Raw genomic sequence first — 24525 nt, 5'->3', positions numbered from 1 at the left:
GAGGATTGCGCTGGACGCGGTGCGATCCGGAGGATCGCGATGTAATGGCGGCGATGAGCACCGTCGACGTCCCCGCCCTGTCACCCGCCAACCCCCTCGCCGCGCCGTCGGAGCTGCCGTTCCGGCTGCCGCCCTTCGGCGAGCTCGACCTGGAGCACTGCCGAGAGGCGCTGCTGGCGGGCATGGCCGAGCAGCGGCGGGAGGTCGAGGAGATCGCCGGGGCGGCCGAGATGCCAGGCTTCGAGAACACGATCGTCGCCCTGGAGCGCTCGGGGGCGCTGCTCGACCGCGCGTGGTCGGTGTTCGGCAACCTCTCGTCGTCGGTCGCCACCCCGCGGCTGCGGGAGATCGAGCGGGAGGTCGCGCCGCTGGCCGCCGCCCACGGCGACGCGCTGCGGCTGGACCCGGCGCTGTTCGCCCGGGTCGACGCCGTGCACACCGCGCGGCACGACGCCGGCCTCGACCCGGAGGCGCTGCGGCTGGTCGAGCGCTACCACCTGGACTTCGTGCTGGCCGGGGCCCGGCTGGACGCCGACGGCCGCGCCCGGCTCAGCGAGCTGAACCAGCAGCTGTCGGAGCTGTCGACGACGTTCGGGCAGAACCTGCAGCTGGCCACCGAGGCCGCCGCCGTCCGGGTGGCCGACGCAGCCGAGCTCGACGGGCTCTCCCCGGAGGAGGTCGATGCGGCCGCGCGGGCGGCGGCCGACCGCGGTCTCGACGGCCACCTGCTCGCCCTGGTCCTGCCGACCGGGCAGCCGGTGCTCACCAAGCTGCGCGACCGCGACCTGCGGCGGCGCGTGTTCGAGGCCTCGGTGAGCCGCGCCTCGACCGGTGAGCACGACAACCGGCCGATCGCCGAGCGGATCGCCCGGGTGCGGGCCGAGCGTGCTCGGTTGCTCGGCTTCGGCACCCACGCCGACCTGGTGCTGGCCGACTCCACCGCCCGCACCACCGCCGCCGTCGACGAGATGCTCGCGTCGATGGTGCCGGCGTCGGTGGCGAACGCGGAGGCCGAGGCCGAGGTGCTGCGCGAGGCCGCCGCCCGCGACGGCGTCGAGCTGGCCGCCTGGGACTGGGCCTTCTACAGCGAGCGGGTGCGCGCCGAGCGCTACGCCGTGGACACCGCCGCGCTGCGCCCGTACTTCGAGCTGGACCGGGTCCTGGTCGACGGCGTCTTCTCCGCCGCGGAGCGGCTCTACGGCTTCCGGTTCAGCCCGCGGCCCGACCTCGCCGGCTACCACCCCGACGTCCGGGTGTGGGAGGTCCGCGACGCCGACGGCGCCGAGGTGGGGCTCTACCTGGGCGACTTCTTCGCCCGGGAGGGCAAGCGCGGCGGGGCGTGGATGAGCTCGTTCGTCCGCCAGTCGCGGCTGCTCGGCACCCGCCCGGTCGTCGTCAACAACCTCAACGTGTCCCGGGCGCCGGACGGCCAGCCCACGCTGCTCACCCTCGACGAGGTGAACACCCTCTTCCACGAGTTCGGGCACGCGCTGCACGGGCTGAGCTCCGCGGTGACCTACCCCCGCTTCTCCGGCACCGCCGTGCCGCGGGACTTCGTCGAGTTCCCCAGCCAGGTCAACGAGATGTGGGCCTTCTGGCCCGAGGTCCTCGCCGGCTACGCCCGGCACGTGGAGACCGGTGAGCCCCTGCCGGCGTCGGTCGTGGAGGCCATCGACGCCGCGCAGCTGTGGGGCGAGGGCTTCGCGACCCTCGAGTACCTCGGCGCCACGCTGCTGGACCAGGCCTGGCACCGGATCACCCCCGAGACCGAGGTCGGCGACCCGGTCGCGTTCGAGCGCGCCGCCCTCGAGGCGGCGGGGGTGGCCTCGGAGCTCGTGCCGCCGCGGTACCGGACCACCTACTTCCAGCACGTCTTCGCCGGCGGCTACTCGGCCGGTTACTACTCCTACATCTGGTCGGAGGTCCTCGACGCCGACACCGTGGAGTGGTTCAAGGAGAACGGCGGCCTGCGCCGGGAGAACGGCGACGCCTTCCGGCAGCGGCTGCTCGCGGTGGGCGGTTCGGTCGACCCGCTCGACGCCTTCCGCGCCGTCCGCGGACGCGAGGCCGACCCGGGTCCGCTGCTGCGCCGCCGCGGGCTGGCCCCCGTCGCCTGACGCCCGCCCTGGAGGTCGTCCTCGCGCTCCTGGGTCGTTGCCGGACTGCCGGTGCGCGGGGAACACTCCCGGAGGCTGGTCACCACCCGGAGCCGGCCTTTCCTGCGGAAGGTGTTCGATGGAGCTGTTCCCGCCGTTCCCCTACGCCGGGTGGTCGGACACCCTGGCGACGGTGCACCGGTTCGCGCAGGTGGTCGGCCGGGTCCGGCTGCTCGCGAGCCCGCGGCGCAACCACTGGTGGAACGTGCCCTTCCACCTCACCGGACGCGGGATCACGACGCGGCCCATGGCGCTGGACCCGACGTTCACCATCGACCTCGACCTGCTCGACCACCGCGTCGACGTGAGCACCGTCGAGGGGCGGCGGGTGTCCTTCGGGATGGTCGGGCGATCGGTCGCGTCGTTCCACCGGGAGCTGCAGGACGCCCTTGCCGCAGTCGGTGTCTCCGGCATCGACATCTCCGGTGCGCGCCCCTTCGACCTCCCGGACGCCGACCGGCCCTTCGCCCAGGACACCGAGCACGCGACCTACGACCCCGCGGCAGTCACCCGGTACTGGCAGGTCCTCAGCCAGGTCAACCTCGTCCTCGAGGAGTTCGCGGGCCGGTTCTCCGGCAAGACCAGCCCGGTGCACCACTTCTGGCACACGTTCGACGTCGCCGTCACCCGCTTCTCCGACCGGGTCGTCCGGCCGGCCGACGGCGCCGATCCGGTGACCCGGGAGGCCTACTCCCGCGAGGTGGTCAGCTCGGGCTTCTGGTTCGGGGACCCGACGTTCCCCGAGGCGGCTTTCTACTCCTACACCGCGCCCGAGCCGGCGGGGCTGGCCGAGGCCGCGTTGCCGGAGGGCGCGACCTGGCTCGAGCGGGGCGCCAGCCACCTGGCCGTCCTGCCCTACGAGACGGCGCGGGCCGCCGACGACCCCAGGGCAGCGGTGCTGGGATTCTTCGAGGCGGCCTACCTGGCGGGGGCGACGAGGGCGGGATGGGACGTCGAGGGCCTCGCCTGCCGGGACGGCGTCACCGACCCGGTGCTCAGGGGCTGAGCCCGCCGCCGCCACCTGGCCGCTCCGGGGGTCGTGCTCGCCCTCCGGGAGTCCTGCCGGACCCCCGGGCCGCGAGTTCGGCCCCCGGAGCCGCGGCACGCCCACCGGCACGGTCAGAGCCAGGGGAGGGCCAGCACCAGGTCCAGGTCGTCCGGCGCCGCGCCGTCGCGGACCAGCCGGTTGGGCTGGCGGTGGCCGCACGCGGTGCAGCGGTGGACCACCTGCCAGCCCTTGCCCGACTTCTCCACCAGCCCGATCGGCTCCATCGGCTGCCGGCACCCGCTGGCGCGGTCGCCCGGCAGGTCGTCGACGTGCAGCGACCACAGGCAGTACGGGCAGTGGTTGCGGTAGTGCCCGTCGGTGTTCGCCGGCACCGGTGCGCCGCAGTGCACGCAGGGGAAGCCGGTGTTCTCCGCCCGCCGGGAGCGGGCGCGCGGTGCTACCACGTCGTCCCCGCCCACCCCGTCAGGGGACGAACGGCTCGATGCCGACGACCTCGACGGTGATGTCCCGGCCGTTGGGCGCCTGGTAGGTGACCGACTCGCCCGGCTTCGCGCCCATGATCGCCGCCCCGAGGGCCGACTCCGGGGAGTAGACGGTGAGGTCGGTCGTGCCCGCGATCTCGCGCGACCCGAGCAGGAACTTCTCGGTGTCGTCGTCGCCCTCGAACCGGATGGTGATGACGGTGCCGGTGGCGGCGTGCGTGACCTTCGTCGGCGGCTCGCCCACGGTGGCCTTGCGCAGCAGGTCGGTGAGCTGGCGGATCCGGCCCTCCTGCTTGCCCTGCTCGTCCTTGGCGGCGTGGTAGCCACCGTTCTCCTTGAGGTCGCCCTCCTCGCGGCGGGCGTTGATCTCGGCGGCCATGGCCGGGCGGTTCGCCACCAGCTGGTCGAGCTCGGCCTTCAGCCGGTCGTGGGCCTCCTGGGTGAGCCAGATGCCCTGGTCGTGCTCGTCAGTGGGGGTGGACACGTGGGAGAACTCCTGGAACTCGGGGTGCCGCCCGGTGCGGACGGCCGTGGTCGATCCGGCCAAGCTAACACCGCGGGAGCGGCCGACGCTGCGATCCGCAGCGCCTCCCGGGATGCGGAACCGTAGTGTATCGGGGCGTGATCGACGACACGTTCCGCCTGTTCGGGTGGCTCACCTGCGAGGCGTCGGCCACACCCCGGTGGCCATCCGTCACCGTCGCCGTCCGGCGGGGGACACTGTTGCGGTGACCCAACCCGACCAGCTGCGCCTGCTCGCCGTGCACGCTCACCCGGACGACGAGTCGAGCAAGGGCGCCGCCACGATGGCGAAGTACGTCGCCGAGGGCGTCCGCGTCATGGTGGCCACCGCCACCGGTGGCGAGCGCGGCTCGGTGCTGAACCCGGCGATGGACCGCCCCGAGGTGTGGGAGCGGCTGCCCCAGATCCGCGTCGAGGAGATGGCCAGGGCCCGCGAGATCCTCGGCGTCGAGCAGGAGTTCCTCGGCTTCGTCGACTCCGGCCTGCCCGAGGGCGACCCGCTGCCGCCGCTGCCGGATGGCTGCTTCGCCCTGGTGCCGGTCGAGGAGGCCGCCGCCCCGCTGGTCGCGCTGATCCGCCGCTTCAAGCCGCAGGTGATCACCACCTACGACGAGCGCGGTGGCTATCCGCACCCCGATCACATCAAGACCCACGAGATCTCGGTGCACGCCTTCGAGGCGGCCGGCGACCCGGACCGGTACCCGGAGCTCGGCGAGCCCTGGCAGCCGAGCAAGCTCTACTACCACATGAGCTTCACGCTGCCCCGCACGAAGGCGCTGCACGAGGCCATCCTGGCGACCGGCGCGGAGTCGCCCTACGCCGAGTGGCTGGAGAAGTGGGATCCCGCCCACGACATCTCGCACCGGGTCACCACCCGCGTGCCGTGCGGCGAGTACTTCGCCGTGCGCGACGCCGCGCTGGTCGCGCACGCCACCCAGATCGACCCGCAGGGCCGCTGGTTCGCCTGCCCGGTGGACACCCAGCAGCAGATCTGGCCCACGGAGGACTACGAGCTGGCCCGCTCGCTGGTCGACACCCCGAGCCCGGAGAACGACCTGTTCGCCGGCATCCGCAGTGAGGTGACCGTTCGATGACCGCATCCGTGGACGTGCTGAGCGTCCTCGCCGTCGTCCAGCAGCAGGCGCCCCAGGACGTCGGCAAGGCCGGCCCGTTCGGCCTGCTCCTGCTCGTCCTGCTCCTGATCGCGTCCGGGCTGCTGGTCAAGTCGATGACCGGCCACCTGAAGAAGCTGCCGGCCAGCTTCGACCCGGCCGACCGGGAGCGGGTCGAGGTCCCCGACGACCTCTCCGGGCTGGACGAGGCCAGGGAGCAGCCCGGGCAGGAGCTGCTCGACACGCTGCGGCGGGCGCCGCTGGCCATCGAGCCGCCCCGCGACGGCGACCAGCGGCGCTGACCGCCGCGCCGGTGGCACCGGGGCGGCGCGCCGGAACGTGCGGTGCCGTCGCGCCGTTGGGCCGGTCATGACCCCTCGCGGCCGGCAGCTCCTGCTGGTGCCCGTCGCCGTCGTCGTGCTGGCCGGCTGTGGCGGTCCGGCGGCTCCTCCGTCCGCAGGTCCCGACGTCGTCGCGGCGGAGCAGGTGTTCGTCGAGCCACCGGTCGTGGTGCCCGACCCGTCGGGCACGTCGGCGACGCTGCAGGTCTCGACGAGCATCGACATGGCCTGCGCGGTGGTGTTCGGGCAGGACCGGTCCCTCGGGGACGGGATCGCCACGGATGCCGACATGGGCGGTGGCGCCCATGCCGAGCACCAGGCGGTCATGCGCGGGCTGGAGCCCGACACCGAGTACTTCTACCGGGTGCAGGGGTCCGGCGCCGACGGCAACCTCTACCGCAGCGAGCTGATGACCTTCCGGACGGCGCCCGCCGACGTCGACGTCGTACCCGGTGCCGACGTGGTCGTCGGTGCCCAGGTCGTCGACGTCAGTTCCGAGTTCTCCGACGCGTTCGCCGCCGCCAACGCCGTCGACGGCGACCTGGGCACGGAGTGGTCCAGCGACGGCGACGGCGACGAGGCATCGGTGACCGTCGACCTCGGCCGCCAGGTCGCCGTGGTGGGAGTGGCGCTGCGCAGCCGGTCGATGAGCGACGGCTCGGCGATCATCGAGACCTTCACCGTCACGGCCGACGACGGGCAGACCTTCGGGCCGTTCGAGGCGGGTACGGCCGCCGTGGTCAACGAGGCCGACTTCACCGGCCGGGTGCTGAAGATCGACGCGGTGACGACCACCGGCGGCAACACCGGTGCCGCGGAGATCGAGCTGTACGAGCGCCGCTGACCGCGGGGCCGCGGCAGGTCGCTTCCCGGCGCCGGACCGGAGAGTCCCGGACCGGCGCGCCGTGTCGTCGGCCGGGCGGCGCGATCGAGGGTTGTCCCGACTGCACGGAGCCGGGAAGGTGGCCCACCTCGGTCGGGGTGCCGGGGGAGGTGACCCGACGCGCAACCAGGCGACGGAGGCACCGTGTCCCCTGACCTCATCGGGCTCAGTCTGCTCGTGCTCGGCGTCCTGCTGCTGGTCGCCAAGCTGATCCGGATCCGGTCCCGGATCGCCCAGAAGCTCTTCCTGCCGAGCTCGATCATCGGCGGCTTCCTCGCCCTGCTGATCGGCCCGGAGGTGGTCGGTTCGATCGCCGAGGCGATCGGCGGTGAGGACGCCCCCCTGACCGGTGGCCTGTGGCCCGCCGGGTTCCTCGACGTCTGGGCGTCGCTGCCCGGTCTGCTCATCTCGGTGGTCTTCGCGACACTCTTCCTCGGCGAGCGGATCCCCAAGGTGAAGGAGGCCGCCGAGCTGGCCGGCCCGCAGCTGGCCCTCGGCGTGACGATGGCGTCCGGGCAGTACGTGATCGGCCTGCTGCTCGCCGTCCTCCTGCTGGTGCCCTTCCTCGGCCAGGACCCCATGGTCGGCGCGCTGATCGAGGTGGGCTTCGAGGGCGGGCACGGCACCGCGGCGGGTCTGGGTGACACCTTCGCCGAGCTCGGCTTCCCCGAGGGGCAGGACCTGGCGCTCGGCCTGGCCACGGTGGGCGTCGTCGCCGGTGTCGTCGTCGGCATCGCGCTGATCAACTGGGGGGTGCACACGGGCCGCGCCGAGGTCCTGGAGAGCGACGCGAAGACCTCGCTGGCCGAGCAGCGCGGGCTCTACGAGAAGGAGGAGCAGAAGCCGGCCGCGCTGATGACGGTGCGCACCGCGTCGGTGGAGCCGCTGGCCATCCACTTCGCCATCGTCGCGGTGGCCATCCTGCTCGGGCTCGCGCTGCTGGAGGGGCTGCAGGCGCTGGAGGCGGCGCTCTGGGCCGACACCGTCGAGCTCTTCGAGTACGTGCCGCTGTTCCCGCTCGCGATGATCGGCGGCGTCGTGGTGCAGAAGCTGGTCGACCGGTTCGACCGCACGGGCATCGTCGACCGGCAGATGATGCTGCGCATCCAGGGCATCTCGCTGGACCTGCTGATCATCAGCGCGCTGGCCACGCTGTCCATCCAGGCGATCGCGGACAACTGGCTGACGTTCCTGCTGCTGGCCGTCGCCGGGCTGGCCTGGAACATCGGGGTGTTCGTCTTCCTGGCCCGCCGGATGATCCCGCGGTTCTGGTTCGAGCGCGGCATCGGCGACCTCGGGCAGTCCCTCGGCGTGACGGCCACCGGGCTGATCCTGATCCGGGTCGCCGACCCCAACGCCGCGACCCCGGCGATGGAGGCCTTCGGTTACAAGCAGCTGGCCTTCGAGCCCTTCTTCGGCGGCGGGCTGGTCACCGCGGCGTCGCTGCCGCTGATCGCCCAGTTCGGCCCGGTCCCGCTGCTGGTCTTCATGGCCGTCCTGCTCGTCGTGTCGCTGGGGATCGGCATCTTCTGGTTCGGTCGCCGCTCGCCGGCCGAGGAGGAGGCCAAGGCGCCGGGCGGCTGAGATCGGGTGCGGGTCATCACCCGGCGTCCGTGCTGGAGGCCACCAGCACCAGCACCCGGGGGAGGGTGGCGCAGTAGGCGTCGAGGACGCCTGCCATGCCGGGGAGGGCGTCACGCAGCCCCGCCTGCCCCAGGGCCGCCGGCGTGGCACCGACCCGCCACGGGAGCCGCCGCGCGGCCTCGACGGCGCGCGCCTGCAGGTCGTCGGCGGCCGGCCGGGAGTCCCGGACCTGGGGCTGCAGCGCCGCCCAGGCCGGTTCCAGCAGGCCACGCCCGGCCAGCGAGCGCCAGATGCTGTTGACGATCGGCGTCTCCAGAGCGGCGCTGATCTCACCGTAGAGCTGCGGGGCCGGTGCATCCGCGGTGGAGGGGGCCGGGGCGCGGGGCTCCACCGGACGGGGTGCGGGGGCGTCCCCCGGAGCGGGCGGCAGGTCGAGCTCACCGGCCAGCGCCAGCCGCAGGCCGCCGGCCAGCAGCAGCATCCGGCTCAGCGGACCGGCGAACTGCGCGAGCCCGGCTCGGACGTCGGCGTCCCCGGGCGCCCGTGCGACGTCCCGCACCGAGGTGACGAGTTGCTGGGCGGTCGACCCGAAGGTGCTGTGCGACAGGACCGGGGTGGCCTGCTCGTGGGCCAGCACCAGGTAGCCCGGGCAGAGCGCCAGCGACTTGAACAGGCTCGGGACGAAGGGCATCTCGTCGAGGAGACCGGCGTAGACGGCCGCGACGACGCCGGTGGCGTCGGCCTCCTCCACCATGGGGTAGGTCGCGAACCCCGCGGCGGCAGCGGTGCCCATGCAGGTCCCTCCTCGGCTCGGGGGTCATCCGTCCGGTGCCATGCCCGCGCCATCCGCCGGCGATGCCTCGGCAGCGACACCTGTCCGCTCTCGGCGCAGCGATCGCCCTTCCGCCAGCGGCTCCACCTGCTTACGCTGCAACGGTGTAATCAACGCGCACCGGGAGGTCGCCATGCACGGACATCGTTTCGCCGACGCCCCCTTCGGTCCCGGCTTCGGCCGGGGTCGGGGCCGGGGACCCCGTGGCCGCGGAGCGGACGCCCCGCCGCCGGTGGACCGCGCCGAGGTCGCCGGCTGGCTCGCCGGACGCCTGCCCGACGGCTGGTTCACCGGCCCGGTCGAGCTCACCGTCGACCGGGACGAGATCACCGTCGTCGGCGCCCTGGAGGAGCCGTCGGCCGGTGAGGGGGACGCCGAGGCCGCCCGGACCGGCCGGATCGAGCGGTTCCGCGAGGAGACCCGGGGTCGGCGGATGGCGATCGCCGACGCCGCCCAGGAGCGCTACGGCCGTTCGGTCGCGTGGGGTGCGGCCTGCGGGGAGACCCGGCAGCTGTTCACCCACGCCTCGGTGCCGGTCATGACCCGGCTGCGCCAGCCCGAGCGGCTGGTCCTCGACACTCTCGTCGACGCCGGGGTGGCGCGGTCGCGGTCGGAGGCGCTGGTCTGGGCCGTGCGCCTGGTGGGGCAGCACACCGACGAGTGGCTGACCGAGCTGCGGAACGCCATGACGTCGGTCGAGGAGGTGCGCGCCCGGGGACCGCAGGTCGGCTGACCCCTGCGGCCGGCGGGCAGGGACACTGGGCTCCGTGCCCGCCGATGCCGTCCCCGCAGCCACCGACGTCCTCGTGGTCGGGGCGGGCCCGGCCGGCTCCGCCGCCGCGGCGTGGGCCGCGCGCGGCGGTCACCAGGTGGTGCTCGCCGACGCCGCCGTCTTCCCCCGCGACAAGCCGTGCGGGGACGGGCTGACCCCGCGGGCGATCGCAGAGCTGGACCACCTGGGTCTGGGGGAGTGGGCGCGGTCGAAGGCCCGCAACCGCGGCCTGCGCGCCGCCGGGTTCGGCCGCGAGTGGCAGCTGCCCTGGCCGGGTGGCGCCTTCCCCGACCACGGCAGCGCCGTGCCCCGCACCGAGCTCGACGCCCGCATCCGGGAGGCGGCGCTCGACGCCGGGGCGGTGGCCGCCGACGGCGCCCGCGCGGTGGACGTCGAGCGGGACGGCGACCAGATCACCGGCGTCGTGTTCGAGCACCCCGACGACAGCCGGAGCACGGTCTCCTGCCGTCGGCTCGTCGTCGCCGACGGGGTGCGGTCCCCGCTGGGCCGGGTGCTCGGGCGGGAGTGGCACCGCGACACCGCCTACGGGGTCGCCGCCCGTGGCTACGTCGCCTCCGGTCGGGCCGACGACGAGTGGATCTCCTCCCACCTGGAGCTGCGCGGCGCCGAGGGGGAGCTGCTGTCCGGTTACGGCTGGGTCTTCCCGCTGGGCGCCGAGGCCGGCGAGGTCAACATCGGCGTCGGCACCCTGGCCACCGCCCGCCGGCCGGCCGGCGTTCAGCTGAAGTCGCTGCTGGAGACCTACGCCGATGCCCGCCGCGAGGAGTGGCGGCTGGACGGCGACGTCCGCCTGCCGGCGTCGGCGCTGCTGCCCATGGGGGGCGCGGTGTCCGGGGTGGCCGGGCGCAACTGGGCGCTGATCGGCGACGCGGCCGGGTGCGTGAACCCGCTCAACGGCGAGGGCATCGACTACGGCTTGGAGACCGGCCGCACCCTCGCGGGGCTGCTCGACGAGGACGACTGGACCGCGGCGTGGCCGGCGACGCTGCGGCAGCACTACGGGGAGGCCTTCTCCATCGCCCGGCGGCTGGCCGGCCTGCTCACGGTGCCGCGCTTCCTCCCGGCGGCGGGGCCGGTGGGCATGCGCTCGCGGGCGCTGATGACCGTCGCGCTGCGGGTGATGGGCAACCTGGTCACCGACGAGGACCGCGACGTCGTCGCCCGGCTGTGGCGCACGGCCGGCCGGCTGTCGGTGCGCATGGACGAGCGTCCACCGTTCTCCTGATCACCCGGCCGAGCGGGGCCCGGAGGGTTCCCGAGGGCGGGTGAGGCCCGTCGGTCGTCAGGAGCGGGGGCCGGAGGCTCCCCGAGTGGCGACCAGGCGCGCTCAGCGCGACAGGGGTACGGCACGTGGTCGCGGTGCGATCCGGAGGATCGCGATGTCACGGGACGGTACCTGGCCGCGGTGTCTGAGCGGAGCTCAGACGAAAGGAGAGTTGTACACCGCGAAGTACACGGCGATGTAGTGGCAGATCGCCGCGACGACGGTCATCGCGTGGAACACCTCGTGGTAGCCGAAGGTGCCGGGCCAGGGGTTGGGCTTCTTGATGCCGTAGGCGATCCCGCCGAAGGTGTAGAGCACCCCGCCGACGGCGAGCAGCACGAGCGAGGCGACGCCGGCGATGTGCAGGATGTCGGTGAGGATGAAGACCGCGACCCAGCCGAGGCCGATGTAGAGCGGCACGCCGACCCAGCGCGGCGCCGTCGGCCAGGTCATCTTGAGGCTGACGCCGGCCAGTGCGCCGGCCCAGACGCCGGCGAGGATCCAGTAGCCGGTCGGCTGGTCCACGGCGAGCAGCGCGAACGGCGTGTACGTGCCCGCGATGAACAGGAAGATCATCGAGTGGTCGAGCCGCTTCATGATCTTCCAGCCGCGCGGTGACCAGCGCCGGCGGTGGTAGAGCGCGCTGATCCCGAAGAGCCCGCAGATGGTCAGGCAGTAGACCGCCACCGGCCATCCGGCCCGGGCGCCCTGCGCAGAGGCGAGCGGGACGAGGACCGCGCCGGCGACGATCGCGCCGAAGAAGGAGAACAGGTGGATCCAGCCGCGCGCCCGGGGGCGGGTGTCGGGGTGGTCCCAGTCGTCGTCGTCGAAGTCGGCGGCGGTCCAGGCGTGCTCGACCTGCTCGCCTTCTGCTGCGACCGCGGCCATCGCCTGCCCGGCCGGGGCCTCGAGCTCCGCGCCGTCGGCCTCCACCCGTACCTGTGCGCGATCGGAGGGTGGGACGCTCATGGGTCCGAGGCTACGGAGCCGTAGGTTGTGCGGCATCCGCTGCGGCGTGTGAGCTTCCTGCCAGCGCGGACGCCGGAGGTGGCGCGACGGGCCCCGTCGGGCTCCCGGCCTGCCGGGGACGAGGGGCCTAGGGTGACCGCCGTGAGCGTGCGCCGGCGGGTCCGTGACGCCCTCATCCAGGTCTACGAGCGGCGGCTGGCCCGGGAGCTGGGGGACGCGGACGTGCCGCGGCACGTCGGCGTGATCATGGACGGCAACCGGCGGTGGGCGCGCTCCATCGGCCTGGAGGACGTCGCCCACGGGCACCGCCGCGGCGCGGACAAGATCGTCGACCTGCTGGCCTGGTGCGACGACGCCGGGGTGCAGGTGGTCACGCTGTTCATGCTCTCCACCGACAACCTGCGCCGTCCCGACTCCGAGCTGCAGCCGCTGCTGCGGATCATCGAGGACGTCGCCGTCGACCTGTCCGGCCCGGACCGGCGGTGGAAGGTGCGGCAGATGGGCGCGGCGGAGGTGCTGCCGCCGGAGACGGTCGCGATCCTCAAGCAGGCCGAGGAGGACACCTGCGACCGCCCGGGGGCGACGGTGAACCTCGCCGTCGGCTACGGGGGGCGGCGGGAGATCGCCGACGCCGTCCGGTCGCTGCTGACCGAGCACGCGGCCCGGGGCACGTCGCTGGAGGAGCTGGTCGAGGTGCTCGAGGTGGAGCACATCGCCGACCACCTCTACACCCGCGGCCAGCCCGACCCCGACCTGGTCATCCGCACCAGCGGCGAGCAGCGGATGTCGGGCTTCCTGCTGTGGCAGACGGCGAACGCGGAGTTCCACTTCACCGACGTCTACTGGCCGGACTTCCGGCGGATCGACTTCCTGCGGGCGCTGCGCGACTACTCCGCGCGGCACCGCCGTTTCGGGGGGTAGGGGGCCGGGCGGTCCGGGCTGCGGCCGTGGCTGCGAAACTGCCCCCATGACCGCGGGAGCTCTCGACGTCGCCCTGGAGTACGTGCGGCTGGGACTGCGCTTCGACCGTCTGGAGTCGGGCTTCGTCGACGCCTACACCGGCGACCCCCGGATCCGCGCCCAGGTGCAGGACGAGCCGGCTCCCACGCCGCGGCAGCTGCGCGACCGGGCGCGGGAGCTGCTGCGCGAGCTGGACGCCGCGGGGCTGCCCGACGACCGCGCGGACTTCCTCCGCGGCCAGCTCACCGGCCTGGAGTGCAGCGCCCGGAAGATGAGCGGGGAGCCGGTCGGCTTCGTCGAGGAGGTCCGCGGCTACTTCCAGGTCGACGTCGAGCTGGGCGACGAGGCGGCCTACGCCGGTGCGCACGCCGAGCTGGACGCCCTGCTGCCCGGCGACGGCTTGCTGGCGGAGCGGTACGCGGCGCACCGGCGCCGGGAGGAGTGCCCGCCGGACCGGCTGGAGAGCGCGGTGCAGGCGCTGTCGAGCGCGCTGCGCGACCGCGTCCGCGGGCAGTACGGCCTCCCCGAGGTCGAGACGGTGCGCTACGAGGTGGTCACCGACAAGCCGTGGTCGGGGTTCAACTACTACGAGGGCGGCTACCGGTCCCGCGTCGCGATCAACGCCGACCTGCCGCACCGGCTCTCCCAGCTGTCGCACCTGGTGGCGCACGAGTCCTATCCCGGGCACCACACCGAGCACTGCCGCAAGGAGCGCGGACTGGTCGAGCGGTCGGGGCGGCTGGAGCACACCGTCTTCCTGGTCAACACCCCCGAGTGCCTGATGGCCGAGGGGCTGGCCGATCTCGGCGTCCCGGCCGCGATCGGCGACGGGTGGGGGGCCTGGTCGGCGGAGATCCTCGGTGACCTCGGGCTGCGGTTCGACGGCGCGCTGGCCGAGCGGATCGCGGCCGCGGCGGCCCCGCTGAACCGGGTCCGGCAGGACGCCGCGGTGCTGCTGCACGACCGGGGGGCCGACGCCGACGAGGTGCGCGCCTACCTGCAGCGCTGGGCGCTGGTCAGCCCCGAGCGGGCCAGGCAGCAGATCCGCTTCCTCACCGATCCGCTGTGGCGCGCCTACATCTCCACCTACGTGGAGGGCTTCGACCTGCTGTCGCGGTGGCTGGCCGCCCGCCCCGCGGACCAGCCGGTCGCCGACCGCTTCCTCCGCCTGCTCGACGAGCCGCTGACCCCGCAGCGGATCGCCGCCGAGACCCCGGCCGCCTGACCGGTGCGCCGCCGTTCGCCGGCGCAGGCCCGGTTCCTGGGCCTGTGGACCGCGGGCTGGCTGGCCGTGCTGCTGGTCGTCGGCATGGTCCGGTTCGGCGACCCCGCGGTGCAGTGGCCGGTCCTGGTGGTGCCCGCCGTCTGGGCGCTGGTCGCCTGCCGTCCGCGGCGCCCGTCCCGGGGTGCGTGGGAGGAGCGGCACCGGGCAGACCGGGCCGGCGGGGAGCGGTGGACCGGCGGGGACGGGTGGACCGACGAGCACGCGAGGGCCGGTGACGGGCGGCCCGACGACCGGTGGGACGACAGGACGTGGGACGACGACCGGTGGGACGACGGGACGCGGGACGACGGGACGTGGGACGACGACGCCCGCCGGTGGCCGGCGCCCGGCGAGCGGACCGACACCGTCGAGCGCCCGGCGCTGCGCCGCCGGTCCGACGGCACGGGCGAGCGGTGGTGACCGGCGCCCGCTGACGCCCTCGGCGAAACCGGTGGAAGCTGTAGGGGGGACCGGTGGATGCTGTCGCGCGTGATCCACGCCCGCGGCCTGGCCCGCACGTTCCGCAAGCGCAAGCAGGAGGTGCACGCCGTCGCGGGGGTCGACCTCGACGTCGCGCCGGGTGAGATCGTCGGCTTCCTGGGCCCCAACGGCGCGGGCAAGACCACGACGCTGCGCATGCTCACCACGCTGCTCGAGCCGACGGCCGGGACCGCCACGGTGGCCGGTTGCGACCTGCGGACCGACCCGGTCGGGGTCCGCCGCCGGATCGGCTACGTGTCGCAGAGCGGGTCCACCGCGCCCGAGGCGCGGGCGGGGGAGGAGGTCGTCGCCCACGCGCGGCTCTACGGGATGAGCACCGCCGAGGCCACCGAGCGCGGCCGGCAGCTGTTCGCCGAGCTGGACCTCCACGGCCTGTGGGAGCGCCAGCCCAAGGCCATGTCCGGCGGCCAGCGCCGCCGGCTGGACATCGCGGTCGGCCTGATCCACGTGCCCGAGCTGGTGTTCCTCGACGAGCCGACGACGGGGCTGGACCCGCAGGCCCGGGCGAACCTGTGGCAGCACATCCGCGGGCTGCGGGAGGACCGCGGCACCACGGTCTTCCTCACCACCCACTACCTCGACGAGGCCGACGCGCTCTGCGACCGGATCCTGGTCATCGACCACGGCGCGATCGTCGCCGAGGGCACCCCCGACCAGCTGAAGTCGCAGGTCGGCGGCGACGTCCTCACCGTGACGGTCGAGCGCCCGGAGCAGGTCGCCGAGGTGGCCGGCCTGGTCGGTCGGCTGCCGGGCGCCGAGCCGCCGCAGCTGGTCGCCGACCGGGTGGTCGGCCGGGTCCCGCACGGGGGTCGCGCGCTGATCGACCTGGTGCGCGCGCTGGACGCCGCCGGCATCGTCGTCAGCGGCATCGAGAGCCGCCGGCCCAGCCTCGACGACGTCTTCCTCGGCCTGACCGGGCGCTCCCTGCGCGAGTCCGGCGGCGCACCGGCGCCCGCCCCTGCCCCGGAAGTGGCCGCCCGGTGAACACCCTGCTGCGCGACACGGGGACGGTCTTCACCCGCGCGATGCGCATGTCGCTGCGCAACCCGGCCTGGCTGCTGATCAGCCTGATGCAGCCGATCCTCTACATCGTGCTGTTCGGCCCGCTGCTGGAGCCGCTCGCCGATCAGCTCGGTCCGGGCAACGCCTACCAGATCTTCGTGCCGGGCATCCTCGTGCAGCTGGGCATGTTCGGCGCGCTGTTCGTCGGCTTCGGCCTCATCGCCGAGTGGCGGGCCGGCGTCGTCGAGAGCCAGCGGGTCACCCCGGCCAGCCGCACGGCCCTGCTGCTGGGCCGGGTGCTGCGCGACGTCGTCGTCCTGCTGACGCAGGGCGTCCTGCTGGTGCTGGTCGCGCTCCCGCTGGGGCTGCGCGCCCCGGTCGCCGGCGTCGCCCTGACCCTGGTCCTCGTGGCGCTGCTCGGGGGCGCGCTCGCCGCGGTGTCCTACGCCCTCGCGCTGACGCTCAAGAGCGAGGACGCGTTCGCGCCGCTGCTGAACGCGGTGGTGTTCCCCGTCGTGCTGCTGTCGGGGATCCTGCTGCCGATGACCCTCGCGCCGGGCTGGCTGCAGGCCGTCAGCGACGTGAACCCGTTCAAGCACATCGTCGAGGCGGCGCGCGAGTTCTTCGTCGGCGGCTACGGCACCGCGACCGCCTGGTGGGGCGTCGTGCTGACCGCGTTGCTGGCGGTGCTCGGGTGGCTCTTCGGCGTGCGCCGGTTCCGCCGCGAGTCGAGCTGACCGACCGGGTGGGACGGCTGGTACCGGTGGTTCTTCCGGGTGACATCCACCCCTCTTCGTGGGGTGTACGTCACGCGGATGTCACTCCCCGGGCCTAGCGTCCGCAGTGGACGGCGAGCTGCCCTCGCCGTCCACGGGAGGCCCGGTTGGTGCGACAGCGTTCGTCGTCCAGAGGGGCCGGTACCCGGCCCCTGTGCCGGGGCCCGGTCACCTTCGAGCCGGGGCGCGCTCTGCCACCGCAGGTGCGCCCCACGGGAGCCGATTCGTGAACACTCGCCGCACGTTCGTCCTCGACACCTCGGTCCTGCTCTCCGACCCCGGCGCGCTGCTGCGCTTCGGGGACGCCGACGTGGTGCTGCCGCTCGTCGTCATCGGGGAGCTGGAGGACAAGCGCAACCACCCGGAGCTGGGGTGGTTCGCCCGCCAGACGCTGCGCATCCTGGACGACCTGCGGGTCACCCACGGCCGGCTGGACGCCCCCGTCCCGGTGGGGGAGGAGGGCGGCACGCTGCACGTCGAGCTGAACCACAGCGACCCGTCGGTGCTCCCGGCGGGCTTCCGCAACGACAGCAACGACAGCCGGATCATGATGGTGGCGCTCAACCTGCGGGCCGAGGGCCGGGACGTCTGCCTGGTGACCAAGGACGTGCCGCTGCGGGTCAAGGCGGCGGCGGTCGGCCTGGAGGCCGACGAGTACCGGGTGCTCGACGCGGTCGACGCCGGCTGGACCGGGATGGCCGAGCTGAGCCTCGACGACGCCGACATCGACGAGCTCTACGAGGCCGGGGAGGCCTTCCTGCCGGCCGCGGCCGAGCTGCCCACGCACACCGGGCTGGTGCTGCTGTCCTCGCGCGGATCGGCTCTCGGCCGCGTCCTGCCGGACAAGAAGGTGCGGTTGGTCCGCGGCGACCGGGAGGCGTTCGGCCTGCACGGGCGCTCGGCCGAGCAGCGGGTGGCGCTGGATCTCCTGCTCGACCCGGAGATCGGCATCGTCTCGCTGGGCGGCCGGGCGGGCACCGGCAAGTCGGCGCTGGCGCTGTGCGCCGGGCTCGAGTCGGTGATGGAGCGGCGGGCGCACAAGAAGGTCGTCATCTTCCGGCCGCTGTACGCCGTCGGCGGCCAGGAGCTCGGGTACCTGCCGGGCAGCGAGGGCGAGAAGATGTCGCCCTGGGCGCAGGCGGTGTACGACACCCTCGGTGCCCTGGTGTCCAAGGACGTGCTCGACGAGATCGCCGCGCGAGACCTCATCGAGGTGCTCCCGCTGACCCACATCCGCGGGCGGTCGCTGCACGACTCCTTCGTGATCGTCGACGAGGCGCAGTCGCTGGAGCGCGGCGTGCTGCTGACCGTGCTCTCCCGGCTGGGCAGCAACTCCCGGGTGGTGCTCACCCACGACGTCGCCCAGCGCGACAACCTGCGGGTCGGCCGGCACGACGGCGTCACGGCGGTCATCGAGAAGCTCAAGGGGCACGTCCTGTTCGCGCACATGACGCTCACCCGGTCCGAGCGCTCGCCGATCGCGGCGCTGGTCACCGAGATGCTGGAGGACCTGCCGCTCTGACCTGATCCGCGGCCGCTCTGGGGGTGTTCCTCGTGCCCCGCGGGTCCTGCCGGACCCCGGTAGCGCGAGAACCACCCCCAGAGCGCAGTCGTCCACAGGTCAGGGCTCCATCCACCGGACCGCTGCGGCCCTGGCCCCGGCGTCGCGGGCGCCGGACGGTCGGCGCATGACCGAGCCGCCCGCCGTGCCGCCCCTCCGCCTCCGCCGTGACGCCGTCGCCGCCGGATGGTCCGACGACGAACTGGCGCGCGCCGTGCGCGCCGGGGAGCTGGCCCGGTTGCGGCGGGGCGCCTACGTCGACACCGTCCTCCCCGCCGCGCCGGCGGCCCGCCATGCCCTCCTCGTGCAGGCCACCGTGGCGCAGCTGCGCCGTCCGGCCGTGGTGAGCCACCAATCGGCAGCGGTCCTCCTCGGGCTGCCGTTGTGGGACGTCCCGCTCGACCGCGTGCACGTCACCCGGCCGCCCGGCTCGTGGCACGACCGGAGCAGGGTGCTGTGCTGCCACGTCGCCCGCATGCGTGACGACGAGCTGGTCGACGTGGACGGCGTCCTGGTGACCGGGCCGGTCCGCACGATGCTCGATCTGGCCCGCTCGCTACCGCACGAGGCTGCCGTCGTCGCGCTGGACGCCGCGCTGCACCGGGGTCGGCTGGCGCTCGACGAGCTGCGCACGCGGCTCTTCGACATCGCCGGTTCGCCCGGCGCACGGAGCGCGGCACGGGCGGTCGCCGCGGCGGACCCCCGCAGCGAGAGCGTCGGCGAGAGCCGGAGCCGGGTGATCCTCCAGCGCTGGCAGCTGGCGCCGTCGGCGCTGCAGTTCGAGATCAGGTCAGGGAGCGGAGCGCTGGTGGCCAGGACGGACTTCGCGTGGGAGGACGCCGGGCTCGCCGGCGAGTTCGACGGGCGGGTGAAGTACGGCCGACTGCTGCGGCCGGGGCAGGAGCCCGGCGACGCGGTCTTCGCCGAGAAGCTCCGGGAGGACGCCATCCGGGACGAGCAGTGGGGCGTGGTGCGCTGGATCTGGGCCGAGCTCGCCGTCCCGCACCGGCTCGCGGCCAAGGTGCGCAGAGCCCAGGAGCGGACCCGGGGCCGCCGGGGATGACGGGTCCGGGGGTCGAACTCGTGCTCGTGGAGTCCTGCAGGGGTCTGCCGGCGGGAGTTCGACCCCAGGAGCGGTCCACCTGGTCAGGCGTCGGCGGGCTCCTCGGCGGGAGCCGGCTGCGGCGCGGGACGCCGCCGGGGCTTCGGGGCAGGCTTCGGCGGAGCAGCGACCGCGCGCACCAGGGCGACCGCGGCCCAGCCGGCGGCCAGGCACCACGGCAGCCGGTCCACCATCTCCTCGGTCGTGAAGTCCCCGCGCAGGCCCAGCGCGAGGACCGGGATGGCCAGCACGAACCCGACGAGGAGCACGTCCCAGCGCAGCGGGTTCATGCCTGCGGGCTGTCCAGGCGCTCGCAGAGGAGCGACGCCCAGCGGTGCGGCGTCGCAGGCACGCCGTCCAGGAGGGCCACGGGCACGGCGAGCCGCTGCAGCACCGCGGCGGGGTCGGCGCTGAGATCGGTGTCCTGCACGACCAGCGCGTCCACCCGGGCCAGCCCGTCGAGCCACAGCTCCAGGTCCTCGGGCTTGCGGGTCGCCTCCACGACGGCCCAGACGGCGGCCGGCGACCAGATGGCCAGCATCTGCGCCATCCAGTAGACGTCGCTGCGCAGCGGTGCGTCGACGGCCACGATGGTCACCGTGCCGGCGGTGGCCGACTCCTGACGGCGGTCGATCGCCGCGTCGATCGTGGTCATGCGGCTGCCCTTGGGGGCCAGGCCCGCCAGGTCGCCGCGCGTCGCCCACTGCACCCGGTCCGGGTCCAGCCGGAGCGAGGCGGCCAGCCCCCGGGCGGCGCGCAGGGTCTCCACCCCCGGGCCGACCAGGAACAGCACCTCACCGGCGCCGCCGGGAACTGCGGGCACCTCGGGCAGCCGGGTGGCCAGCACGCGGGTGAGCGCGGCATAGGTGCCGTCGACCGCCACGCGGCGGGCGAAGCCCTCGCCGAGCAGCTCCTGCGGGACGCCGAGGCCGGCCAGGCGGGTGACGACCTCCTCCGGGGTGGTGGGGGTCGGCTGCGCCGGGGCCTCGATGCGCGGGGACGCCGCGAAGAGCTCGTCCTCGTCGTCGAGCTCCGGCACGTCGTCGGTGGCCATGAGCGGTGCCACCGGCAGGCGGGTGACCGTCGCCAGGGCGCGGGGCGCCGGGGTGGGGGTGTCGGCCACGGCGGCGGGCTCGTCCGCGGTCTTCTCGGGAGCGCCGGAGGACGCCGGCCGAGCCGACGGGACGGCGGGCCGGGACGACGACGGCGGCACGGGCGGCAGACCACGGCCCCGGGAACCCGGCAGCGGCGGGAGCAGGGAGACGCGCGGCATGACGGTGGTCGCGTCCAGCGACATGGAGAGCGGAGCGGGGTCGCTGGCCGTGCGGGCGAGCAGCGGCGCCACCTCCGCGGCCTCCGCGACCTCGACGGTCTCGCTCGGCGCCTCGGCCACTGCCTCGACCGCGGACTCCACGTCCGGCTCCTCGACGGCGGGGACGGCCGCCTCCACGGTCGCGGTGGGCTGCTCCTCCGGCTCGGGGGTTCCGACGGTCGCCGCGGACTCGTCGGCGGCGGGCTCGTCGACGACGACGGTGTCCTCGACGACGGGGAGGGAGGCCGGCGCCTCCGCGGTGACCGGCGGCAGCCAGTCCTCGACGACGGGTGCGGGGGGCGCGACGACGTCGGCGGACGCGGACGGTGCCGGGTCCTCGAGGAGGACGTCGGCCCGGATCGGGGCGTCGGTGCGCGCGGGAGGGGCGTCGGCGTCGGTGGCCGGCTCCCCCCACAGCGGCGTGGCGACGGCGGGGGCGTCCCAGCCGAGGTCCACGACCGGGGCCGCGGGAGCCGGGGTGTCGAACAGCGAGAACGACGACGAGGGGACCGCGAGGTCGAGAGCCGCTTCGACGACGGGCGCCGGGACGGGCTCCGGGGCGGCGGCCGGCGTGGCGGAGAGCGGCGTGGTGAAGAGCGACGTGGTGAAGAGCGACGCAGCCGGCTCGAAGGCAGCCGGCTCCAAGGCAGCCGGCTCCACGACGGCGAGCGGCTCGACGACGGCGACCGCCACGGGCTGGGCGGTGACCGGCTCGGCCACGCGCGGCTCGGGCACGGTCGGCAGGGTCGCGGACGGCGCCACGACCTCCGGCTCGACGACCTCCGGCTCGACGAGGACCGGCTCGGGGGGGACCGGCGCGACCACGGGCTCGGCGATCGCCTCCTGCGGCGGGTCGCCGGCGAGCATCTTGCGCAGGATGCCGGCGAGGGCCTCGTCGGAGTGCCCCTTGGCCAGCGCCGCACGCAGCGCTTCGGCGATCTCCTCCTGCCGCGTGGACGGTGCCGCCGCGACGGGGTCGGGCTCCGCCCAGGCGGGCAGGGTCCCGGTGGTGCTGGTCGTGGCCGTGGAGGGCGGCGCGGTGGCCTGATCTCTCACCGGGGTCTCCTCCTGGTGCACGGCCTGCGACCGCATCGACGGATCTGCTGAACGGATGGCCGCGGCCAGGGTCGGCCGGAGCGCCGGTGTGCCGGCCGGCTCGTCCGCGGACGTCGCTGGAGCCGGGGCCGTGGAGAGCCCGGCCGGCTGCTCCAGCGCCTCGGCGACGGCCTGGCGCACCTCGCGGTCCCCGGAGACCATGCGGGCGAGCGCGGCCGTGAACGGCGACGGGGCCGGGGCCTCGTCCGTCGCCGGCTTCCTCGCCGGCGCCGAGGCGGTCTGCGACCGCGAGGCTGCGGGCGCGGCCTCGCGGGTGGTCTGCGGGAACGTGGCGCGGGTGGCTGCCGCACCGCGGCCGTAGCCGGTGGACGGGGCCGACGGGACGTCGGAGAGCGCGAAGCCGGCGGCCGGCAGGGACCCGGAGGACGGCCCCGCGGCCGAGGCCGGCACCGGGTCGCCGAGCAGGCCGGCCAGCTCGTCGAGCCGGAGGTCGTCCTCCAGCGGCCGCGTCACCATGTGGGTGGCGCGCGGGGTCACCGGGCGCACCGACAGCTGCTGGGCCGAAGCGGTGCCGGACGGCGCCGACCGGGCAGCCTCTGCGGCCCATGCGGCCGCCCCGTTGCGGGCGGGTGCCGCCGAGCGCGCGCGGGCGGGGGCCGCCGACGCCAGCGGGGAGTCGTAGGCGGCGACGGTGGCGGCGGGCACGGGCCCGGTCGACGGCGAGGGGACGCCGGGCCGGAGGAACTGGTCGGGGGCCACCTCGGCGATGTAGCGCTCGGTGGCGAAGAAGCCGAGCACGCCACCGGACCGCACCCGGCGCACGCCGACGACCCGGGCGTGCGGCCCGAACTGCTCGCGCGCGGCCGCGATCGCGTCGTCGCGCGTGGCGGCCTCAACGGATCGCAACGGCACCGCTCACCACTCCCAGCGACTCGATCTGGGCCGTCCGGGACACCTCCGCGTAGGAGATGACCGGCAGCCGGGGCAGGATCTGGCGCATCAGCCGCGAGAGGGCCGCGCGGACCTGGGGCGAGCAGACGAGGACCGGGGACAGGCCCTGCCGCTCGGCCTCCTCGAGCATGCCGCCGCAGCCGTGGACGAGGGCGTCCACCGTGCCGGCGTCGAGGGCCAGGACGGCGCCCATCTCGGTCTGGCGGACGGACTCGAGCAGCCGCTGCTCGAAGCCGGGCTCCAGGGTGAACACGTGCAGCCGCTCGTCCGGCGTGACGTAGGGCTGGCTGATCGCCGACCCGAGCGCAGCCCGGACCGCCTCGACCAGACCGTCGAGTTCGGTCGAGTGCTTGGCACGCACAGAGAGTGCCTCGAAGATGCGCACCAGGTCGCGGATCGACACACCCTCGGCGAGCAACGAGTGCAACACGCGTTGCACCTCTCCCAGGGTGAGCAGGGTCGGCGTCAGCTCCTCGACGACGACGGGGTGCGAGCGGCGCACCATCTCCACGAGCAGGCGGACGTCCTCCCGGCCGAGGAGCTCGGCGGCGTTCTGCCGCACGACCTCCGCCAGGTGCGTGGTGATGACCGAGGAGCGGTCGACGACGGTCGCCCCGGCCATCTCGGCGGCGCGCTGCAGCTCGACGGGCACCCACTTGGCGGCCAGGCCGAACACCGGCTCGCGGGTCGGCTTGCCGGGCAGCCCGTCCAGGGCGTCACCGATGGCCAGGATGGTGCCGGCGGGGGAGCTGCCCTTGGCCACCGGGACGCCGTTGAGCCAGATGACGTACTGCGACGAGGGCAGGTCGAGGTTGTCGCGGGTGCGCACCAGCGGGATGACCAGCCCGGTCTCCATCGCGACCTTGCGGCGCAGCGCCTTGACCCGGTCGAGCAGGTCCCCGCCGCGGGCGGCGTCGACCAGGTCGACCAGGTCGAAGGCGACCTCCAGCTCCAGCGGGTCGACCCGCATCTTCTCGGCGATGGCCTCGGGGGAGTCCGGCGCGGGCTCCATCTCGGCGGCGGCCGCGGCGGCCTCGGCCTCCTCGTCGACCTCCGGCTCGTCGGCCATCCGGGTGGAGAGGAACAGGAAGAGCCCGCCGACGAGCAGGAACGGCAGCTTCGGCAGGCCCGGGATCAGGCACAGGGCCAGGGCCGCGCCTCCGGCGATGCGCACCGGCTGCTTGAAGCGGCCCAGCTGGGCGATCAGGTCCGTGCCCATGTCGCCCTCGGTGGCCGAGCGCGTGACGATGATGCCGGTCGCGGTCGACATGAGCAGCGCCGGGATCATCGAGACCAGGCCGTCGCCGACGGTCAGCAGCGAGTACGTGGTGACGGCCTCGGCCGGGGCCAGGCCGCGCTGCATCATCCCGATGGCGAAGCCGCCGATCAGGTTCACCAGCGTGACGATGATGCCGGCGATGGCGTCGCCCTTGACGAACTTCGACGCGCCGTCCATCGAGCCGTAGAAGTCCGCCTCGGCGGTGACCTCGTGCCGGCGCTTGCGCGCCTGCGCCTCGTTGATCAGGCCGGCGTTCAGGTCGGCGTCGATGGCCATCTGCTTGCCGGGCATGGCGTCGAGGGTGAAGCGAGCGCCCACCTCGGCCACCCGGCCGGCACCGTTGGTGATCACGACGAACTGCACGATCGTCAGGATCAGGAAGATCACCAGGCCGACGATGAGAGAGCCGCCGATGACGATGTGGCCGAAGGCCTCGATCACCTTGCCGGCGTAGCCGTCGGTGAGCACGAGCCGGGTGGACGAGACGTTGAGCGCCAGCCGGAAGAGCGTCGCGATGAGCAGCAGCGACGGGAAGACGGCGAAGTCCAGCGGCTTCTTGATCTGCATCGCCACCAGCAGGATCAGCAGCGAGACCGCGAGGTTGAGCCCGATCAGCAGGTCCATCATCGCCGCCGGCAGCGGCACCACCAGCATGAGCACGATGGCGACGACGCCGATCGGGACGGCGGCCTTGCCCAGGCCCTTCACTGGCCCATCCCGGGCGGGCACGACGGACGCTGGCTCACCCCTCCCTCATCGGCAGGCCGGCGACGGGCCGGTACCTCCCCGGAACTGCCGGTCCTGGCTCACCGTG

At 74.4% G+C, this 24525-nt stretch carries 22 protein-coding genes; 15 read left to right on the top strand and 7 right to left on the bottom strand.

Features of this window, described 5'->3' with window-relative positions:
- Positions 1-53: 53 nt before the first annotated feature.
- Both O2W17_RS06010 and O2W17_RS06005 read left to right on the top strand, forming a co-directional pair.
- Positions 54-2117, top strand: coding sequence for a M3 family metallopeptidase (locus tag O2W17_RS06010; protein ID WP_269191490.1), 2064 nt, complete (start codon positions 54-56; stop codon positions 2115-2117).
- Between the two features lie 118 nt (positions 2118-2235).
- On the top strand, positions 2236-3162 hold the full coding sequence (locus tag O2W17_RS06005; RefSeq protein ID WP_269191489.1) for a DUF5996 family protein: 927 nt from the start codon (positions 2236-2238) through the stop codon (positions 3160-3162).
- Positions 3163-3275: 113 nt separating this feature from the next.
- Here the strand turns inward: O2W17_RS06005 and O2W17_RS06000 are convergent, their stop codons facing one another.
- Together O2W17_RS06000 and greA are read right to left on the bottom strand one after the other, a co-directional pair.
- The gene (locus O2W17_RS06000; RefSeq protein ID WP_269191488.1) at positions 3276-3623 is read right to left on the bottom strand and encodes an RNHCP domain-containing protein; all 348 of its coding nucleotides are present in this window, start codon (positions 3621-3623) and stop codon (positions 3276-3278) included.
- 4 nt (positions 3624-3627) lie between these two features.
- Entirely contained in the window at positions 3628-4194 is a 567-nt protein-coding gene (gene greA / locus O2W17_RS05995) for a transcription elongation factor GreA (protein ID WP_269191487.1), read from the bottom strand.
- 181 nt (positions 4195-4375) lie between these two features.
- Between greA and mca the strand changes: the two genes are divergently transcribed.
- The 4 genes from mca to O2W17_RS05975 all read left to right on the top strand — a co-directional run bounded on the left by mca (position 4376) and on the right by O2W17_RS05975 (position 8089).
- Entirely contained in the window at positions 4376-5263 is an 888-nt protein-coding gene (gene mca / locus O2W17_RS05990) for a mycothiol conjugate amidase Mca (RefSeq protein ID WP_269191486.1), read from the top strand.
- Entirely contained in the window at positions 5260-5583 is a 324-nt protein-coding gene (locus tag O2W17_RS05985; RefSeq protein WP_269191485.1) for a hypothetical protein, read from the top strand. Before mca ends, O2W17_RS05985 begins: the two co-directional genes overlap by 4 nt.
- 67 nt (positions 5584-5650) lie before the next feature.
- Entirely contained in the window at positions 5651-6466 is an 816-nt protein-coding gene (locus O2W17_RS05980) for a discoidin domain-containing protein (protein ID WP_269191484.1), read from the top strand.
- Between the two features lie 183 nt (positions 6467-6649).
- Entirely contained in the window at positions 6650-8089 is a 1440-nt protein-coding gene (locus O2W17_RS05975; protein WP_269191483.1) for a sodium/glutamate symporter, read from the top strand.
- A gap of 16 nt (positions 8090-8105) precedes the next feature.
- Here the strand turns inward: O2W17_RS05975 and O2W17_RS05970 are convergent, their stop codons facing one another.
- Positions 8106-8882, bottom strand: coding sequence for a hypothetical protein (locus O2W17_RS05970; protein WP_269191482.1), 777 nt, complete (start codon positions 8880-8882; stop codon positions 8106-8108).
- Between the two features lie 172 nt (positions 8883-9054).
- Here O2W17_RS05970 and O2W17_RS05965 point away from each other — a divergent pair, with 172 nt between their 5' ends.
- Both O2W17_RS05965 and O2W17_RS05960 read left to right on the top strand, forming a co-directional pair.
- Positions 9055-9654: a hypothetical protein gene (locus O2W17_RS05965; protein ID WP_269191481.1), complete on the top strand. Its 600-nt coding sequence runs from the start codon at positions 9055-9057 to the stop codon at positions 9652-9654.
- A 34-nt stretch (positions 9655-9688) separates the two neighbouring features.
- The gene (locus tag O2W17_RS05960; protein WP_269191480.1) at positions 9689-10939 is read left to right on the top strand and encodes a geranylgeranyl reductase family protein; all 1251 of its coding nucleotides are present in this window, start codon (positions 9689-9691) and stop codon (positions 10937-10939) included.
- Between the two features lie 195 nt (positions 10940-11134).
- On the opposite strand, the gene trhA is transcribed toward O2W17_RS05960, so the two are convergent.
- Positions 11135-11947, bottom strand: coding sequence for a PAQR family membrane homeostasis protein TrhA (gene trhA / locus O2W17_RS05955; RefSeq protein ID WP_269191479.1), 813 nt, complete (start codon positions 11945-11947; stop codon positions 11135-11137).
- A 141-nt stretch (positions 11948-12088) separates the two neighbouring features.
- Here trhA and O2W17_RS05950 point away from each other — a divergent pair, with 141 nt between their 5' ends.
- The 7 genes from O2W17_RS05950 (at position 12089) to O2W17_RS05920 (ending at position 19074) form a co-directional block, all read left to right on the top strand.
- On the top strand, positions 12089-12868 hold the full coding sequence (locus tag O2W17_RS05950; protein ID WP_269191478.1) for an isoprenyl transferase: 780 nt from the start codon (positions 12089-12091) through the stop codon (positions 12866-12868).
- 46 nt (positions 12869-12914) lie between these two features.
- The gene (locus O2W17_RS05945) at positions 12915-14132 is read left to right on the top strand and encodes a DUF885 domain-containing protein (RefSeq protein ID WP_269191477.1); all 1218 of its coding nucleotides are present in this window, start codon (positions 12915-12917) and stop codon (positions 14130-14132) included.
- 3 nt (positions 14133-14135) lie between these two features.
- Entirely contained in the window at positions 14136-14591 is a 456-nt protein-coding gene (locus O2W17_RS05940) for a hypothetical protein (RefSeq protein ID WP_269191476.1), read from the top strand.
- Between the two features lie 57 nt (positions 14592-14648).
- Entirely contained in the window at positions 14649-15656 is a 1008-nt protein-coding gene (locus O2W17_RS05935; protein ID WP_269191475.1) for an ATP-binding cassette domain-containing protein, read from the top strand.
- Complete coding sequence (locus O2W17_RS05930) at positions 15653-16411, top strand: ABC transporter permease (RefSeq protein ID WP_269191474.1); 759 nt, start codon at positions 15653-15655, stop codon at positions 16409-16411. Before O2W17_RS05935 ends, O2W17_RS05930 begins: the two co-directional genes overlap by 4 nt.
- Positions 16412-16676: 265 nt before the next feature.
- A complete protein-coding gene (locus O2W17_RS05925; protein WP_269191473.1) occupies positions 16677-17972 on the top strand; it encodes a PhoH family protein in 1296 nt (431 codons plus the stop codon).
- Positions 17973-18138: 166 nt separating this feature from the next.
- Positions 18139-19074, top strand: coding sequence for a type IV toxin-antitoxin system AbiEi family antitoxin domain-containing protein (locus O2W17_RS05920; protein ID WP_269191472.1), 936 nt, complete (start codon positions 18139-18141; stop codon positions 19072-19074).
- 83 nt (positions 19075-19157) lie between these two features.
- Here O2W17_RS05920 and O2W17_RS05915 read toward each other — a convergent pair whose 3' ends face one another.
- From O2W17_RS05915 to flhA, 3 genes are read right to left on the bottom strand one after another with little or no spacing between them, the layout of a single operon-like run.
- Positions 19158-19403, bottom strand: coding sequence for a hypothetical protein (locus tag O2W17_RS05915; RefSeq protein WP_269191471.1), 246 nt, complete (start codon positions 19401-19403; stop codon positions 19158-19160).
- Positions 19400-22393: a hypothetical protein gene (locus O2W17_RS05910; RefSeq protein WP_269191470.1), complete on the bottom strand. Its 2994-nt coding sequence runs from the start codon at positions 22391-22393 to the stop codon at positions 19400-19402. The genes O2W17_RS05915 and O2W17_RS05910 overlap by 4 nt, the downstream gene beginning before the upstream one ends.
- A complete protein-coding gene (gene flhA, locus O2W17_RS05905; RefSeq protein ID WP_269191469.1) occupies positions 22374-24419 on the bottom strand; it encodes a flagellar biosynthesis protein FlhA in 2046 nt (681 codons plus the stop codon). The genes O2W17_RS05910 and flhA overlap by 20 nt, the downstream gene beginning before the upstream one ends.
- Positions 24420-24525: the final 106 nt, after the last annotated feature.

The organism is Blastococcus sp. VKM Ac-2987 (assembly GCF_026967805.1).
Lineage (GTDB): Bacteria > Actinomycetota > Actinomycetes > Mycobacteriales > Geodermatophilaceae > Blastococcus.
This window is presented reverse-complemented; position numbering and strand designations above follow the sequence as displayed.

What these genes read in the sequence shown, in the direction of transcription:
- O2W17_RS05945 (WP_269191477.1), top strand. Translation starts at nt 12,915, where the DNA reads ATGACCGCGGGAGCTCTCGACGTCGCCCTGGAGTACGTGCGGCTGGGA.
- O2W17_RS05970 (WP_269191482.1), bottom strand. Translation starts at nt 8,882, where the DNA reads ATGGGCACCGCTGCCGCCGCGGGGTTCGCGACCTACCCCATGGTGGAG.
- O2W17_RS05965 (WP_269191481.1), top strand. Translation starts at nt 9,055, where the DNA reads ATGCACGGACATCGTTTCGCCGACGCCCCCTTCGGTCCCGGCTTCGGC.
- O2W17_RS05920 (WP_269191472.1), top strand. Translation starts at nt 18,139, where the DNA reads ATGACCGAGCCGCCCGCCGTGCCGCCCCTCCGCCTCCGCCGTGACGCC.
- O2W17_RS05915 (WP_269191471.1), bottom strand. Translation starts at nt 19,403, where the DNA reads ATGAACCCGCTGCGCTGGGACGTGCTCCTCGTCGGGTTCGTGCTGGCC.
- O2W17_RS05980 (WP_269191484.1), top strand. Translation starts at nt 5,651, where the DNA reads ATGACCCCTCGCGGCCGGCAGCTCCTGCTGGTGCCCGTCGCCGTCGTC.
- O2W17_RS05985 (WP_269191485.1), top strand. Translation starts at nt 5,260, where the DNA reads ATGACCGCATCCGTGGACGTGCTGAGCGTCCTCGCCGTCGTCCAGCAG.
- O2W17_RS06005 (WP_269191489.1), top strand. Translation starts at nt 2,236, where the DNA reads ATGGAGCTGTTCCCGCCGTTCCCCTACGCCGGGTGGTCGGACACCCTG.
- O2W17_RS05935 (WP_269191475.1), top strand. Translation starts at nt 14,649, where the DNA reads ATGCTGTCGCGCGTGATCCACGCCCGCGGCCTGGCCCGCACGTTCCGC.
- trhA (WP_269191479.1), bottom strand. Translation starts at nt 11,947, where the DNA reads ATGAGCGTCCCACCCTCCGATCGCGCACAGGTACGGGTGGAGGCCGAC.
- O2W17_RS06010 (WP_269191490.1), top strand. Translation starts at nt 54, where the DNA reads ATGAGCACCGTCGACGTCCCCGCCCTGTCACCCGCCAACCCCCTCGCC.